Here is a 14,537-nt window from a genome sequence, read left to right as displayed (position 1 = left end):
GTTCAAAGTCCTTTGGGCGCGAGGCGATTGACCGAGTGAGGGCCACCAAGTGTCCGCCGTTAGCCTTTCAGCGCCTGTGAGATCGAGCGCAGGTGCCTTTTCGTCGAACACGAAGAGGCGCAATGCGGCTGAACCCTTGAATGGAACGCAGTGTCCTTAGCCAATAGTGGCAAATCACTTTTCACTTTCAGAGCATTCGGACAATAATCGAAGAGGTATTACCGCTTGTAACCCGGTTGGATGTGCCGGGTCGCTGGTGCAGAACGAGGGGCGCAGCCCCCACTTGCCCGCAGGCACGCGCCAAGTCGCGGGCCTGCCCGTGAAGACCATCAGGAGAAGTCATTTGATGAAGATCCGTCTCGCCACTACGTTGGCTGCCGCCGTGCTGGCATTCGCTGGCGCCAACCTGGCCCAGGCCGCCCAGATATCCGGTGCCGTGGGCGCCACCGGCCAGGGTGACATGACCTACCGTATCGGGGTGTCGTTCGACTGGGACAAGAAATGGCTGGAAAGCAGCACCGGCCACCTGACCGGTTACTGGGACGCGGCGTACACCTACTGGGAAGGCGGCGAGGCCAGCGGCGCCCATTCGCTGTCGTTCAGCCCGGTGTTCGTCTACGAGTTCAGTGGCTTCACCTACACCCCGTTCATCGAGGCCGGCATCGGCCTGGCGGCATTCTCCAAGACCGATGTGGGCGACCAGCGCATGGGCTCGGCGGTGAACTTCGAAGACCGGATCGGCTTCGGCCTGAAGCTGCCGGCGGAGCAGAAGATCGGCATTCGCGCCATGCATTATTCCAACGCAGGGCTGAAGCAGCCTAACGACGGGATCGAGTCGTACTCGGTGTTCTACAGCAAAGGTTTTTGAGTCGAGGCTCCCATCATTCGGTGGATTTCGACAGCACCAAGGCTACGGCTGGGCAGCCAGCCGCAGACTTGTTTAGGCTCTGTACGAAATGTATCTGCACTCGCCCATACTGCGTTGAAGCGGGGCTCGGAATGCTCATGTACTCCAGTACACTCCGCTTCCTCCCCCCGTTTCGCCTTGTCTGGCCTTCGCGCAGACACATTTCGTACAGACCCTAAGCCTAACAGCTAAGACTCGGTGAGTCGGCTTGCTAAGGAAGAGCCCCGACTGATCTGATCAGATCTGATCTGAACTGTTTCACTCTCCACGGTGAAGACAGCGATTCGGCTGTTGCTCAAGTTGGGCTGACTGACTTGCGGGGCTTCGACATCCACAATCGCGCTAAGCTCATCCCTCGCCTGGGTCGCCTGGGTCGCCCGGTTACGGGCGTCCATGGCATGGTTGGCGCTCCAGTTGTTCGTCCATCCATCCACCAATGCGGTAGCGCCGTTAAGGGCCATCAAGGCAGGCTGCTCTCCAGGCATCAGGAGATTGGCAATCGAGGCGCCAGCATTGGTGAGATCGGCCAATGGGGATACCACCGCTTTGGTTACCTCGTAGACCGTGAAGCGCTCAGGAAGTCGGGACGCAGGGATGCCCTGTTTCCTTGCCTGATCCACCATTCGATTGGTTGTGATCACATCCCAGGCGACCCCCACATTCTTGTCGAACCGGCCGAGCTGGGACATGGCGGCACCAGGCACCAGGTTGGCCCACTGCACCCCGCCTGTCGGATCTCGATAGTTCACCGGATCCCCCTGGCAATAGGCATAGGTATTGAGCCCTCCGGCCCCGAAGGGACTCAACCGGTCGGGAGAAAGGAAGCGCCTTAGCCCTGGATCGTAGCTGCGGTGACCATTGCCCAGATGGTAGACACCCGTCATTGGGTCGCGCAGTTGGCCGCAAAAGGCCAAGCGCGGTCCCGATACTGTCGTCGGTACGCCATAGGGCGAATAGGCCCTGGAGTCCCCCACGCTTCCTAGTACGGATTGCTGCCAGTCAGTGATCGACAGATTGAGGGTCGCCAAGGAAGTTGCTCCGCTGAACAGTTGATGTTCACCCTAGCATCGGCCTGAACCTCGGGTAACTGGCAAAATTGCCAGGTGACGGGCCGGGCGGGCACAGGAGCAGCGGGCTGCGTCACCCGCTTGCGCCTGCCTACACTGGTGTTTCAACGCACCGCCTTGATCGCCAGTACGTTGCACAGCGGGTGCTCCAGCACATGCGCCGTGGTGCCGCCGAGAAACGCCTGCAAGGCATCGTGCCGGTGGTTGCCCATGACGATCACATCCACCCGGTGGGCGGCGATGTACTGGGTGATCGCCTTGACCGCCGGCCCTTCGAGGAAGTGGCGGCGTTCCAGGTCGATCTGGTAGTGGTCGCCCAGGCGGTTGAACGCCGTGCGCTGGGCTGTTCGCACGCTGGTGTCGAAACCGGGCATGGTCACGGTGCCGGCGCCAAAGTCGGCGATATGGGTCCTGGCCGCATCACACACGTGCAACAGGTGCAGCTCGGCGTTGCACTGCAGGGCCAGGGCGTGGGCGCTGCGGATCACCTGGTCGTCCAGGTGCTCGCCGCTGCCATGGCTGTTGAGGTCGACCGCCGCGGCGATCTGCCGGGGCAGGGGCAGGCGGATGTCGCTGACCAGGTGCACCGCCACCGGGCTGTCCTTGAGCAGTTGCCAGTCCAGCGGCGTGACCAGCAGGCGCTTGAGGATCGGTTCGTGCTGCACGTCCTTGACCAGCAGGTCGCAGCCCAGGCGTTCTATCTGCTCCAGCACGCTGCCCAGCGGATCGCGGGTCAGCAGCAGTTCGGTAGAGACATCCAGGCCGGCATTGCGCAACTGCTCGGCCTCGTCGGCCAGCCATTGGCGGTTGTCCTCGAGCAGGCGTTCGCGCTCGCGGCCGTCGCTCATCAGGCCAAAGGTGTCGACATCGTCGACGAAGACATTGAGGTCCAGCAGGGCCCCGCTGGACTCGGCCAGCGCCGCAGCGCGCTGCAGGGCAGGCGTATGGCGCATCTGCGGGCCGAGCATGACCAACAATCGCTTGAACTGGCTCATCTCACACCTCCACGTGTGGCAGCCCCCTGTTCAGTCTAGACCCGCCGCCGGTGAAGTCTTGTGGAGCGACGGCGGGTCGTCTTTCAATGCGGCGCGCGCGGGATGGTCTTGAGCAGGTCTTCCGGGCTGATATGCCCGACCACCTGGGCCACCGCGCTGCCCGGGGTCGGCAGGTCGATGATATGGCTCTTCATCTTGCCGATCACGTGCATTTCGCAGGGCTTGCAGTCGAACTTCAGGGTCAGCACTTCGTCGCCCTGGATCAGCTGCATGGGCGCCACCTTGGTGCGCACGCCGGTCACGCCCTTGGCCTGCTTGGGGCACAGGTTGAAGGAGAAGCGCAGGCAGTGCTTGGTGATCATCACCGGCACTTCGCCGTGCTCCTCATGGGCCTCGTAGGCGGCGTCGATCAGCTGCACGCCGTGGCGGTGGTAGAAGTCGCGTGCCTTCTGGTTGTAGACGTTGGCCAGGAACGACAGGTGCGACTCGGGGTACACCGGCGGTGGCGTGGTTTCGGCCTTGCGCCCGCCACGCGGGTGCGCCTTGACCCGTGCTGCGGTCAGCGCCTCGATGGCTTCGCGGCGCAGGGCCTTGAGCTGCGAGTTGGGGATGAAGTACGCCTGCGGTGCATCGAGCTCGATGGCCGTGGCGTGGTACATCGTGGTCCCCAGCTGACCAAGCAGGTCGTGCAGTTGGTCCAGGGCTTGCTGTGGCTTGTTGGCGGCACCGAACGGCCCGTCGAGGGCCACTTGCACACTGACACCCTCTTCACTGCTGAGGGTGAGCATCAGGCGCTGTTCACGCAGTACCGCATGCCACTCGACACCAACCCGGCGCTCGGCGGAGGTGCGCTGCAGCGCCTGCTGCCAGTTGTGGTCGAGGTTGCGCGACAGCGGGTGGTTGGGGCGCAGCTTGTACAGCCCGTCGGGCATCTCGTTGGGCTCGACGCGGTAGCGGTAGCGCTTCTGGCCGTCCTCCTCGGACTCGCTCTTGAGTTCGGCGATGTTGGCGCGGAAACCCACGACCTCACGCTTGACCAGCACATTGAGGCCGTCGCCGTTGGTCAGCGGTACATCGGTGGCCACCAGCAGGTCGCGTTTGCCGACTTTCTCCACCACGCCCACCGGCAGGCCGGTGAAGGTTGGCGAGTCGAAGGCGCCGATGTCGATCTTGCGATCACTGACGAAGTAGTCGGTGCTGCCGCGGTGGAAGGTCTTGTCCGGATCCGGCACGAAGAAGTGCTCGGTACGCCCGCTGGAGGCGCGGACCAGTTCAGGACGGTCCTCGAGGATTGCGTCGAGTTCCTTGCGGTAGTGGGCGGTGATGTTCTTCACGTAGCCCACATCCTTGTAGCGGCCTTCGATCTTGAACGAGCGCACGCCGGCATCGACCAGGTCGCGCAGGTTGGCGGTCTGGTTGTTGTCCTTCATCGACAGCAGGTGCTTCTCGAAGGCCACCACGCGGCCCTGGTCGTCCTTGAGGGTGTACGGCAGGCGGCAGGCCTGGGAGCAGTCGCCGCGGTTGGCACTGCGCCCGGTCTGGGCGTGAGAGATATTGCACTGGCCGGAGAAGGCCACGCACAACGCGCCATGGATGAAGAACTCGATGGCCGCGTCGGTCTCGGCGGCGATGCTGCGGATCTGCTGCAGGTTCAGCTCGCGGGCCAGCACCAGCTGGGAGAAGCCGGCCTGGTCGAGGAACTTGGCCCGCTCCAGGGTGCGGATGTCGGTCTGGGTGCTGGCGTGCAGCTCGATCGGCGGGATATCCAGCTCCATCACCCCCAGGTCCTGCACGATCAGCGCATCGACACCGGCGTCGTACAGCTGGTGGATCAGCTTGCGCGCAGGCTCCAGTTCGTTGTCGTGAAGGATGGTGTTGATGGTGGTGAAGACGCGGGCATGATAGCGCCGGGCGAACTCCACCAGCTCGGCAATATCACTGACTTCGTTGCAGGCGTTGTGGCGCGCGCCGAAGCTCGGGCCGCCGATGTAGATGGCATCGGCGCCGTGCAGGATCGCCTCGCGGGCGATGCTCACGTCACGGGCAGGGCTGAGCAGTTCCAGGTGGTGCTTTGGAAGGGACATGTCGTTATAGGTTCGGGCTGTCACGGTAAGGCGGGCATTGTAGCGGTGAATCGGGGCGGGGGCATCCATAACCGATGAACTTGTCGGCAACGGCGGTCAGGGGCGTGTCAACTCGGCAGAACGGGTGGTGCCTGGCATTTTTGTCAGTTATGCCTGCCAGGCAACGGTGATAGCGTAGGGGCCGTTACTTCTCGGCAAAAGGTAATGCCATGACATCCACCTGCTTGTTGGCCATGCTCGACCTGCAGCGATCAGTACTGGGGGGCTCCAGCCCGGTCAGGGCCTATACGCCATATGGAGGACAATCCGACAAGCGGGGAGCTGAGTTGGCTTTTTGCGGCCAGGCTCGTGATCAGTTGACGGGTCATTATCATTTGGGGAATGGGCATCGGACCTACAATCCGTTCGTGATGCGGTTCAATTCAGCAGATCGCTTGAGTCCATTTGGAGTGGGAGGGATCAATGCCTACGCGTACTGCAATGGGGATCCGATAAATTTCCATGACCCAAATGGTACGAACGGGATTCAATCGTATCTGGCCGCGGCGAATGTATTTATTGCTGCGTCTGGTGCGGCCAAGGTTAACGAACAGGTAAACAATTTAATTAAAATAAAAATGATTGAGAACAGGCAGAAAAGATTGATTGGCATGGGGCACTCTGATCTTGCAGGAGAACCGATATCCAATGCCGTAAAAAAAGCTCACAAAGTAAGCCTTGGTCTCAACTCATTGAAAGCGGGAGCGGGAGCTGCAGCGGGAGCTATAGTAAGCAATACAGCGGATGTTCCTGAACCGTCCATGGGTACAGCCGTGCTTGCAACGGCTGGTGCGCTTGGCTCACACGTGCTCGCTAGCGTATTTGACGCGCTGAGACCGAAAGTAAAGTCTAGTTACCAAGATACGTTGACTGAGTTGGACGGGCACCTTGCAGCCTTGTCTCAGGCTACGCCAGAGAGTAACCAACTACTCTCTGTAGTCGTGCATTCATTATTTGACGTTGTGAACGCTGCTTCCAAGGCACGTAGCGCGGATACTGTGGATGGCGTAAGCAATAAAGCGAGAAGACACAGCGCTGCTTTTTAATCCATAGCCAATCAATTCCCAAAGGGCCCCATGATGGCGGCCCTTTGCATTTCGTTCAGCCCTTGGCAGCCATCGCCGTCACTTCCACGCGCATCCCCTCGAACGCCAGCGAAGCCACGCCCACCGCCGCGCGCACCGGCCAGGGTTTTTTGAAGTACCGTTGGTACACCTCGTTGAACACCGCCCGGTCGGCCATGTCGGTCAGGTAGATGGTCAGGTGCAGTACCCGGTCCATCGAGCTACCGGCCCGTTCCAGGGCAACCTTGAGCGCCTGCAGGGTGCATTCGCACTGGGTGGTGATGTCGCCCAGTTCGAGGCTGCCGTCGGCCTGCACGGGAATCTGGGTGCTGACCAGGATGCCGTTGTACTCGGCAACGTCCGAGGAGATCGAGTCGGCGTCCGGGTCGGGGGTATAGATGATGTCGCTGTTAGCCATGGGATTTCGCCTTGCAACGGAAGGAAACCGCCAAGCCTACGCGAGCGGGTCGGGCAGGTCGAGGTGGGCGGCCGGTCGCGGGGATTTGAAATGCGCGGCGCGGGCCGTCAGAATCGCGTCCCGACCCGGCCACAGGCGCCGGGCCCAGGTTGTCAGAAGAGGCTTGCGTTGAACGAACACACATTGTCCATGCGTCTGGAGCGTGTGGCCGCCCATGTGCCAGCTGGGGCGCGGCTGGCCGATATTGGCTCGGACCATGGCTACCTGCCGGTGGCGCTGGTGCGCCGTGGTGCGATTGTCGCGGCGGTGGCCGGCGAGGTGGCGCTCACGCCCTGCGAGGCTGCGCGGCGCACCGTGCGCGAGAACGGTCTGGAGGATCGCATCACCGTGCGTCATGCCAGTGGCCTTGCGGCCATCGAGCCGAGCGATGGCGTCACCGCGATCAGTATCTGCGGCATGGGCGGCGAGACCATCCGCGATATTCTCGAGGCCGGCAAGCAGTACCTGGGCGGGCATGAGCGACTGGTCCTGCAACCCAACGGCGGCGAGCCCGCGCTGCGCAGGTGGCTGATGGACAATGCCTATCGGATCGTCGGTGAGGAAGTGCTGCGGGAAAACCGCTTCGACTACGAGATCATCGTCGCCGAACGTGCCGAGGCGGTCGCCTACACGGCCGAGCAGCTGTACTTCGGCCCGCTGCTGATGAAGGCACGCAGCCCGGCCTTCCTGTTCAAGTGGCAGCGCATGCTGCGCCAGAAGCAGCAGAGCCTGGACAACTTCGCCCGGGCACGCCAGCCGGTGCCCGAAGACAAGGTCCAGGACATCACCCGCCAGGCCGGTTGGATCAGCGAACTGCTGGCCTAAGCCCACTCATTTGGGATTGACCACGTTGGCGGGCACCTTCAGCACCAGCACGCCACCAAGCACGATGGCCACGGCCAGCACCTGCAGGGCCAGGCCCGGGTTGGCGGTGCTGTCGCGCATCCAGCCGATCAGGTAGGGCGCGGCGAACGAGGCGATGCTGCCGAACGAGCTGATCATGGCGATGCCGGCGGCCTGGGTACCGTCCGCCAGGAATGCCGGCGGCAGCTGCCAGAACATCGGCAGGGCAGCGCTGGCGCCCATGCCGGCGATCACCAGCCCGGTCATCACCAGCAGGGCATTGCCCGGTGCCGAGCCGGCCAGGGCGATACCGGTGGCGGCCATCAGCAGCGGCATGCACAGGTGCCAGCGGCGTTCGCGCCGGCGGTCGGAGGAGCGCCCGCAACCGAGCATGAACAGGCATCCGGCCAGGTAGGGGATGGCGCTGAGCAGGCCGACCTGGCCATCGCTGCCGATGCCGGCGCCATGGATCAGACTGGGCATCCAGAAAGCCAGGGTGTTGACCGCCAGCATCACCGCGCAGTACACCGCCACCAGCAGCCAGACCTGCGCGTTGCCGAGCAGGCCGGCCAGCGAGCTGATGGGTTTGTGCCGCTCCTCACCGGCCATTTCCTCGCGCAACGCATGCTTTTGCCCGGCATCGAGCCAGGCGACCTGCTCGAAGCTTTCTGGCAGGCACTTGAGCACCACCAGCCCGAGCAGCACCACCGGCAGGCCCTCGATCAGGAACATCCATTGCCAGCCGCGCAGGCCGCCCTGGTCGTGGAAGGCCTGGAGGATGCCGCCGGACAACGGCCCGCCGACCACGCCAGCCAAAGGCACGGCAATGGCGAACAGCGCGGTGACCTGGGCGCGGCGGCGGGCCGGATACCAGCGGTTGAGCACCACGAGGATGCCGGGGAAGAAGCCCGCTTCGGCCACCCCCAAAAGAAACCGCAGGGCATAGAAGCCGGCGGCGTCCTGCACCCACATCATGCCGGTGGACAACAGGCCCCAGACCACCATCAGGGTGGCGATCCAGCGCCGTGGCCCGACCCGGTCCAGGGCCAGGTTGCTGGGCACGCCGAACAGCGCGTAGGCGATGAAGAACAGACCGGCGCCCAGGCCGTAGACCGTGTCGGAAAAGCCCAGGTCGACGCTCATCTGCATCTTGGCGAAGCCGATGTTGATGCGATCCAGATGGGCGAACAGGTAGCACACCAGCAGCAGCGGCATCAGCCGCCAGGTGATGCGGGCATGGGTGGCGTCGCAGGCGCGCACGGGCGTGGCCGTGGAGGTATCGATCGTATTCATGGTCCGGGACGTTCTTGTTGTTGTCCCGGCAGATCATGCGGCGGTGTCGCGGGCGGGCAAATGCACTTTCAGCAAGATGACTGGTATTTTCCCCAGGGCTTACAGCTGCGAGCAGTTGCCCATCTGGCGGTAGTCGACTTCGCGGGTCTGGCCCTGGTGGTCGACATAGACCATGTGCGCGGTGCCCACCTGGCAGTCGGCGTCGTTGCTGGCCGGGGTGATCGAGATGACCTTGGCGATGTCCAGCGGCATGCCGTATTCGTAGGTGCTTGCGGTGGTGTCGGCCAGTGCGCCAAACGAGGCGAGGGTGGCGCTCAGGGCGAGCAGGGCGATCGAACGTTTCATGGCAGGCTCCTCATTCATTACGGATGGCTAATGATCCATTCATTTGTGTTTCACAATAAATGGGCTATCCCGTGATAGATTGCTGCCTTTCATGTATGAATGAGGCTGCCAGCCCATGGACATGCTGCATGCGATGCGAACCTTCGCCCGGGTAGTGGAGTGCGGCAGCTTCGCCGCGGCGGCCCAGGCCCTGGACATCTCTGCGGCGCAGGTGTCGCGGATCGTCGCGGAGCTGGAAAACCAGCTGCAGACTCGCTTGCTGCACCGCACCACCCGGCGTCTGCGCATGAGCGAGGCGGGCGAGCGCTTTCTCGAGCGCACCCGGCAGATCATGCTGCTCACCGAAGAGGCGGTGGACGAGGCCCGTGGCGCCCACCTCACACCCCGTGGCCGGCTGCGGCTGCACTGCACCCATGGCCTGGGGTTGTTGATGATGCCGCTGGTGGCGCGCTACAACGCCACCTGCCCGGAAGTGGTGATGGAGCTGACCCTGTCGCAACGCAATCCCGACCCGCTGGCGGAGGGGCACGATGTGGTGATCGCCATCGGCCAGGGCCTGCCGGACTCGCAACTGATCGCCATCCCGCTGGGCAGCATCCACAGCATCCTCTGCGCCTCCCCCGAGTACCTGGCCCGCCACGGCGTGCCCGAGCGGCCTGAGGACCTGCATGAGCACATCTGCCTGCGCACGGTCGACCCGTTGTTCGAAGAAGACTGGTCGTTCGAGGGCCATCCCGACGATTGCGTGATCGTGCCCCAGGACACCTTCCTCACCAATGTCGCCGATGCCATGCTCAAGGCCACCGAGCTGGGCATGGGCGTGGGGTTGCTGCCGTATTACTCGGCCAGCCAGGCCATGGAGGAAGGGCGCCTGTGTCGGCTGCTGGCGCCGCACCGGCTGCGCCAGCGGGAGATCTACGCGATCTACCCGTCGCGCCATTACCTGGACGCCAAGGTGCGCACCTGGCTGGACTTTCTCAAGGAGCAGCTGCCGTTGCTGTTCGCCGAGCACCAGCGCGTTGTGGATGAGCCTCGATATTGGCGCTGACAGACCTAGCGGGGCAAGCCCGCTCCCACAGGGACCTGTACAGGTTTGGTGGGAGCGGGCTTGCCCCGCGATGAGGCCGGTACAGCCAGGTCAACGGCTGTCCTGATCCTCGGCACTGCCGCCCGACGCCCCGGCCCCGGAACCTGTGGCTTCACCCGTGCTGTTGGAGCCTCCGGCAGCGCCGTCGGCAGCATCTGAATCGGTACCGGTGTCACTGCTATCGTTGTCCTTGCTGCCACCGGGGCTGTTGATACTGCCGTCTTCACCGGCGGTCTTGCCCTGGTCTGTGGCGTGTCCGTTGTGGCTGTTGCCATCGTTCATGTCGGTCGCGGCAAGGCTGAGGGTGGCGCCGCCACCGAGCAGCAGCGCCAGCATCAAGGCGAGGGGACGTGAATTGACCATGATGAATCTCCTGTCGGATGAGCTGTCATGGTTGGGCTGCCACGGTGGCGTCAAGGTGCCCGTCAAGCGACGGGCGGTCCTTGGAGTGGGCCGTCAGTGCGTGTCGGGGCGCGGCGCCTGTTGGCCGTTCGTGGCATCCATCGTTTCCAGCGTCGGGTGCTCCTGGGCCGCGTGCATCAGGTCCTCGGTCACCCGCAGTTCCGCGCCGGTCGGCGAGAAGGTCGCGGTCGGCGCGAACGGCGCCGGGTGCTCCGGGGCCGGGCGCTTGCCGCGGCGCCAGAGGAAGAAACCGACCATGGCCAGGTTGATTGCCGCGAAGGCCCAGAACAGGCCGACCTCGCCGTAGGCGGTCATCATCGGCGAAATGGCCAGCGGCGCCATGGCCGAGCCCAGCGAGTTGATCAGCAGCAGCCCCTGGATCATCGGCACCAGCGCGTCGGCCGGGGCCCGGTCGGCGGCGCTGCTGACGGCCACCGGGTACAGCGCGAACACACCGCCGCCGAGCAGGAACAGCAGTGCTGGCAGCAGCACGGTGTCGGCCGGCAGCAGCACGATCAGCACCGATAGCACAGTGCACAGGGCGGCCAGGGCGATCAGCACGTCCTGGCGGTCCTTGCGGTCCGACCAGCGCCCGACCGGGTACTGCAGCAGCATGGCGCCCAGGATCACCCAGGCCATCATGTCACCGACCTTGCCCACATCCAGGCCGATGCGCTGCAGGTACAGCGGCAGCAGGGCGTAGATCCCGGCAATGGCGACCCCCGAGCCGAAGCAACCGACCAGCCCGGTCGGTGCCACGCCCAGCAATTGTCGCGGCTTGAGCGGCTCGACCTGTTCCAGCAGCGGCGATACCCGGGGCAGGATCACGATCGGCAGCACCGACAGTGTGGCGAGCATGCCGGCGACCATGAATGGCGCGGTCTCGCCCCAGCCGGTGACCTCGCCCAGGCCGGCCTGGGCGATTACTCCGGCGCCGTAGAAGGCGATCATGTACAGCGCCAGCAGGCGTCCGCGGATCTTGGCGTCGCCGGCCAGCAGCAGCCAGCTCTCGATCACCAGGAACACCCCGACCGCGGCCCAGCCGTTGATCAGGCGCAGGGCGAACCACCAGGTGGTGTCGTAGAACAGGCCCTGCAGCAGGATGGTCGCGCCGATCAGCGCGGCGAAGCTGCTGTAGGCGCGGATGTGGCCGATGCGCAGGATCAGGCGGTCGTTGAAGATCGCCCCCAGGGTCAGGCCGATGAAGTAGGCCGAGGACACTACGCCGATGGTGGTCGCCGATTCGCCGGCGGCGCCCAGGCGCAGGGTGGTCAGGGAAGACAGCACGCCATTGCCCAGGGCAATGATGAACAGACCGAGCAAAGGTGCCAGCGCCATCGCCAGCAAACGCACAGACATAGTTACCTCAAGGTTGAAAAGAGCTCAGATGCGCCTTTTCGGCTGCACGGGCCGGGTCGGGGCGGCGTGCAGTGCGGCCTGGGCGGGCTGCGACCTCGGCAAGATTCAACCGCGGGCCTGATGGAAGCGGGCCGGGCGGGGGCGGTTGAGCCTGTGGCACATACGCGATGTGATGAGGCACGGACGCTGTCTTTGCGGGCGGTTGCCACCGGCTGGGGCGACGGGCGAAAAGGAGGCGGGATTTTAAGGCCTGTGCAGGATTTGCCAAGGGGGAAAAGCCTGCGACGCGAGGCCGCAGGGGCATCAGTCCCGCCTCTGCGCCGCCAACAGCAGGGATTGCGGCACCTGGCTCTGCGGATGCTGCGGTTCCTGCAACTCCAGCAGGCCGAACCCGGCCAGCTCCAGTGCCTTCAGCCAACTGCCCAGGGTGCGGAAGTACCAGGGCATGGGGTGCCAGTCACCGGCGAAACCGGCAAACGACTCCTCGCGCCAGCCGTCCTGGTAGAGGCCGGCGGCCGCCGTCCAGGGGTGCAGGGTCTGGATCAGCAGCGTGCCGCCGGGCAGCAGCAAGGCCCGCATGGCGCAGAGCAGGGGGATGATGTCCTGTTGCAGGAGGGCGAAGTTGGCGCACACCAGGTCATAGCCCTGGCCGATGTCCACCGCCCCTTCGGCCAGCTGCCGGTAGCTGGCCAGGTGTACCTGCGACGAGCCCGCCGAGTGCGCGGCGGCGACCAGCGTCCCATCGCCATCCACGCCGACCGCGTCGATGCCCCTCGCCGCCAGGGCCCGCAGCAACCAGCCCTCGCCGCAGCCCAGGTCGAGCACCCGCGCAGGCTGGCGACCGAGTACGGCGAGCAGTATCGCCTGGTCGGTGACCTCGCGGCGGGAGGTGATGGCGCCGGAGCGTACGGCTTCGATCCAGGCCTGGGCGTTGTGCTGCCAGCTGTCCAGCAGGGGATCGGTAGTGGGCATGGTCGGGGCCGATAAAGGTGGGTGGCTCCAGCATAGGCCAGTCTTGTGTCCGGGGCCCTTTGCTCTGCACACTGGCGCACCTGCGAAGGAGCATGGCATGGCACTTGCGAAAGCGGATTTCACCACGCGCCTGCTGGTCGAGGCCGGTATCGGCCCTGGCATGCGTGTGCTCGATGTCGGGTGTGGCAGCGGAGATGTGAGCTGGCTGCTGGCCCGGTTGGTGGATGGGGATGGTGCGGTGGTCGGAGTTGATCAGGCGGCTGATGCCCTGGAGCTTGCACGTCAGCGTGAGGCGTCCAAGGGAGCAGCGATACCTGAGTTCGTCCAGGCTGACCTGCAGGCACTGCCCGAGTCCCTGGGGTGGTTCGATGCCATCGTCGGGCGCCGGGTACTGATGTACCAGGCGGAGCCGGTCAAGGTTTTGCGTCTGCTGGCCCGGCATCTGTTGCCCGGCGGGCTGATGGTCTTCCAGGAACACGACAGCAGCCTTACTCCGGCAAGCCTGGAACCCTTTGCGTTACACCGCAGGGCCCAGCAGTGGTTGCAACGCATGCTGGCCCATGAAGGGGCTGACCTGCATATCGGTTTCAACCTGCATCGGCTTTGCAGCGAGGCGGGGTTGGCGGTAGAGGACCTGCGGGCCGAGTGCCTGGTGCAGACGCCCGACAGTGCCTACCCCTTGGCCGATATCGTTCGCGCTTGCCTGCCGCGGATCATCGGCCATGGCGTGGCTACGGCCAGGCAGGTAGGGATCGATACGCTGCACGCGCGGCTGGAGGCCGAGCGGCTTCAGTCGCGGGGCATCTACATAGGCGACATGGCCTTTGGCATCTGTGCGCGCAAGCGCTGAACTATGTGTTTATTTGATCAAGGAGGTATCGGATGGCGCAGTACACCGCGCAAGTGACCTGGAACCGTGACGGGCAGGATTTTCTCGGTAACCGCTACAGCAGGCGGCATTTGTGGCGTTTTGATGGTGGGGTGGAGGTGCCGGGTTCATCCTCGCCCCATGTGGTGCCGTTGCCGATGTCGGATGCCTCGGCGGTGGATCCGGAGGAGGCGTTTGTCGCGGCGTTGTCGAGTTGCCATATGCTGTGGTTCCTGTCGCTGGCGGCCAAGCAGCGGTTTTGTGTCGAGCGGTATGTTGATGATGCCTTGGGGGTGATGGGAGTCGACGAGGCAGGGCGCATGGCGATGACCGTGGTGACCTTGCGGCCGGTGGTCGAGTTTTTCGGGGAGCGGAGGCCTGGGGTTGAGGAACTGGAGCGGTTGCATCATCTGGCGCATGAGGCGTGTTTTATTGCCAATTCGGTGAAGACTGAGGTTCGGTGTGAGCCGGTGGTGTCTGGGTGATATATTGATTGTTGATTGTTGATTGTTGATTGTTGATTGTTGATTGTTTTGAGAGTTGTATGCGCATTCATTTGTGATGTCGACGCTTATTCACCTTTCCGCCCTTACGGCGGGTTACTTTGGTCGTGGTGTAGAGACCGGATACATGGTGGACACGTGTACGGAGACATGGTTGACACTTCCTGGCAGCCCCCTTTGCCAGGATTTTCGCCATGCCTTGGAACGTGAGAAACGCCATGAGCCTGAAAGAAGAGTTCGTATCCCTGGCGC

Annotated in this window: 15 protein-coding genes; 6 read left to right on the top strand and 9 right to left on the bottom strand. The window is 63.9% G+C overall.

Annotated elements, in window-relative coordinates; genetic code table 11:
- The first annotated feature begins 346 nt into the window (after positions 1 to 346).
- The gene (locus tag DMX06_RS14830; protein WP_110738174.1) at positions 347 to 868 is read left to right on the top strand and encodes an acyloxyacyl hydrolase; all 522 of its coding nucleotides are present in this window, start codon (positions 347 to 349) and stop codon (positions 866 to 868) included.
- Between the two features lie 227 nt (positions 869 to 1,095).
- Here DMX06_RS14830 and DMX06_RS14820 read toward each other — a convergent pair whose 3' ends face one another.
- The 3 genes from DMX06_RS14820 to DMX06_RS14810 all read right to left on the bottom strand — a co-directional run bounded on the left by DMX06_RS14820 (position 1,096) and on the right by DMX06_RS14810 (position 5,053).
- Positions 1,096 to 1,935: an RHS repeat-associated core domain-containing protein gene (locus DMX06_RS14820; protein WP_110738172.1), complete on the bottom strand. Its 840-nt coding sequence runs from the start codon at positions 1,933 to 1,935 to the stop codon at positions 1,096 to 1,098.
- A 143-nt stretch (positions 1,936 to 2,078) separates the two neighbouring features.
- Positions 2,079 to 2,969 carry a universal stress protein gene (locus tag DMX06_RS14815; protein WP_110738171.1) on the bottom strand — a complete coding sequence of 297 codons (891 nt, stop codon included), beginning with the start codon at positions 2,967 to 2,969 and terminating at the stop codon, positions 2,079 to 2,081.
- A gap of 83 nt (positions 2,970 to 3,052) precedes the next feature.
- Positions 3,053 to 5,053: a peptidase U32 family protein gene (locus DMX06_RS14810; protein ID WP_110738270.1), complete on the bottom strand. Its 2,001-nt coding sequence runs from the start codon at positions 5,051 to 5,053 to the stop codon at positions 3,053 to 3,055.
- A 209-nt stretch (positions 5,054 to 5,262) separates the two neighbouring features.
- Here DMX06_RS14810 and DMX06_RS14805 point away from each other — a divergent pair, with 209 nt between their 5' ends.
- Complete coding sequence (locus DMX06_RS14805) at positions 5,263 to 6,138, top strand: RHS repeat-associated core domain-containing protein (protein ID WP_110738170.1); 876 nt, start codon at positions 5,263 to 5,265, stop codon at positions 6,136 to 6,138.
- A 55-nt stretch (positions 6,139 to 6,193) separates the two neighbouring features.
- On the opposite strand, the gene DMX06_RS14800 is transcribed toward DMX06_RS14805, so the two are convergent.
- On the bottom strand, positions 6,194 to 6,574 hold the full coding sequence (locus tag DMX06_RS14800) for a RidA family protein (RefSeq protein ID WP_110738169.1): 381 nt from the start codon (positions 6,572 to 6,574) through the stop codon (positions 6,194 to 6,196).
- Positions 6,575 to 6,742: 168 nt separating this feature from the next.
- On the opposite strand from DMX06_RS14800, the gene DMX06_RS14795 reads away from it, so the two are divergent.
- Positions 6,743 to 7,438, top strand: a complete 696-nt coding sequence (locus DMX06_RS14795) for a tRNA (adenine(22)-N(1))-methyltransferase (RefSeq protein ID WP_309147758.1) — start codon at positions 6,743 to 6,745, stop codon at positions 7,436 to 7,438.
- A 6-nt stretch (positions 7,439 to 7,444) separates the two neighbouring features.
- Here DMX06_RS14795 and DMX06_RS14790 read toward each other — a convergent pair whose 3' ends face one another.
- Together DMX06_RS14790 and DMX06_RS14785 are read right to left on the bottom strand one after the other, a co-directional pair.
- Entirely contained in the window at positions 7,445 to 8,749 is a 1,305-nt protein-coding gene (locus tag DMX06_RS14790) for an MFS transporter (RefSeq protein WP_110738167.1), read from the bottom strand.
- Positions 8,750 to 8,848: 99 nt separating this feature from the next.
- Positions 8,849 to 9,094, bottom strand: a complete 246-nt coding sequence (locus tag DMX06_RS14785) for a DUF2790 domain-containing protein (RefSeq protein WP_110738166.1) — start codon at positions 9,092 to 9,094, stop codon at positions 8,849 to 8,851.
- A gap of 115 nt (positions 9,095 to 9,209) precedes the next feature.
- Here DMX06_RS14785 and DMX06_RS14780 point away from each other — a divergent pair, with 115 nt between their 5' ends.
- The gene (locus tag DMX06_RS14780; protein WP_110738165.1) at positions 9,210 to 10,142 is read left to right on the top strand and encodes a LysR family transcriptional regulator; all 933 of its coding nucleotides are present in this window, start codon (positions 9,210 to 9,212) and stop codon (positions 10,140 to 10,142) included.
- A gap of 90 nt (positions 10,143 to 10,232) precedes the next feature.
- On the opposite strand, the gene DMX06_RS14775 is transcribed toward DMX06_RS14780, so the two are convergent.
- From DMX06_RS14775 to DMX06_RS14765, 3 genes are all read right to left on the bottom strand, one after another.
- Positions 10,233 to 10,544, bottom strand: coding sequence for a hypothetical protein (locus DMX06_RS14775; protein WP_110738164.1), 312 nt, complete (start codon positions 10,542 to 10,544; stop codon positions 10,233 to 10,235).
- A 93-nt stretch (positions 10,545 to 10,637) separates the two neighbouring features.
- Complete coding sequence (locus DMX06_RS14770; RefSeq protein ID WP_110738163.1) at positions 10,638 to 11,942, bottom strand: MFS transporter; 1,305 nt, start codon at positions 11,940 to 11,942, stop codon at positions 10,638 to 10,640.
- Positions 11,943 to 12,245: 303 nt separating this feature from the next.
- Positions 12,246 to 12,914 carry a class I SAM-dependent methyltransferase gene (locus tag DMX06_RS14765; RefSeq protein WP_110738162.1) on the bottom strand — a complete coding sequence of 223 codons (669 nt, stop codon included), beginning with the start codon at positions 12,912 to 12,914 and terminating at the stop codon, positions 12,246 to 12,248.
- A gap of 97 nt (positions 12,915 to 13,011) precedes the next feature.
- Here DMX06_RS14765 and DMX06_RS14760 point away from each other — a divergent pair, with 97 nt between their 5' ends.
- Both DMX06_RS14760 and DMX06_RS14755 read left to right on the top strand, forming a co-directional pair.
- Positions 13,012 to 13,764: a methyltransferase domain-containing protein gene (locus tag DMX06_RS14760; protein WP_110738161.1), complete on the top strand. Its 753-nt coding sequence runs from the start codon at positions 13,012 to 13,014 to the stop codon at positions 13,762 to 13,764.
- Between the two features lie 32 nt (positions 13,765 to 13,796).
- The gene (locus DMX06_RS14755) at positions 13,797 to 14,267 is read left to right on the top strand and encodes an OsmC family protein (RefSeq protein WP_110738160.1); all 471 of its coding nucleotides are present in this window, start codon (positions 13,797 to 13,799) and stop codon (positions 14,265 to 14,267) included.
- The last annotated feature ends 270 nt before the right edge of the window (positions 14,268 to 14,537 follow it).

The organism is Pseudomonas mosselii, assembly GCF_003205295.1.
GTDB classification, from domain to species: domain Bacteria; phylum Pseudomonadota; class Gammaproteobacteria; order Pseudomonadales; family Pseudomonadaceae; genus Aquipseudomonas; species Aquipseudomonas mosselii_B.
The sequence above is the reverse complement of the archived record's forward strand: the minus strand, read 5'-3'. Positions and strand labels throughout refer to the sequence as shown.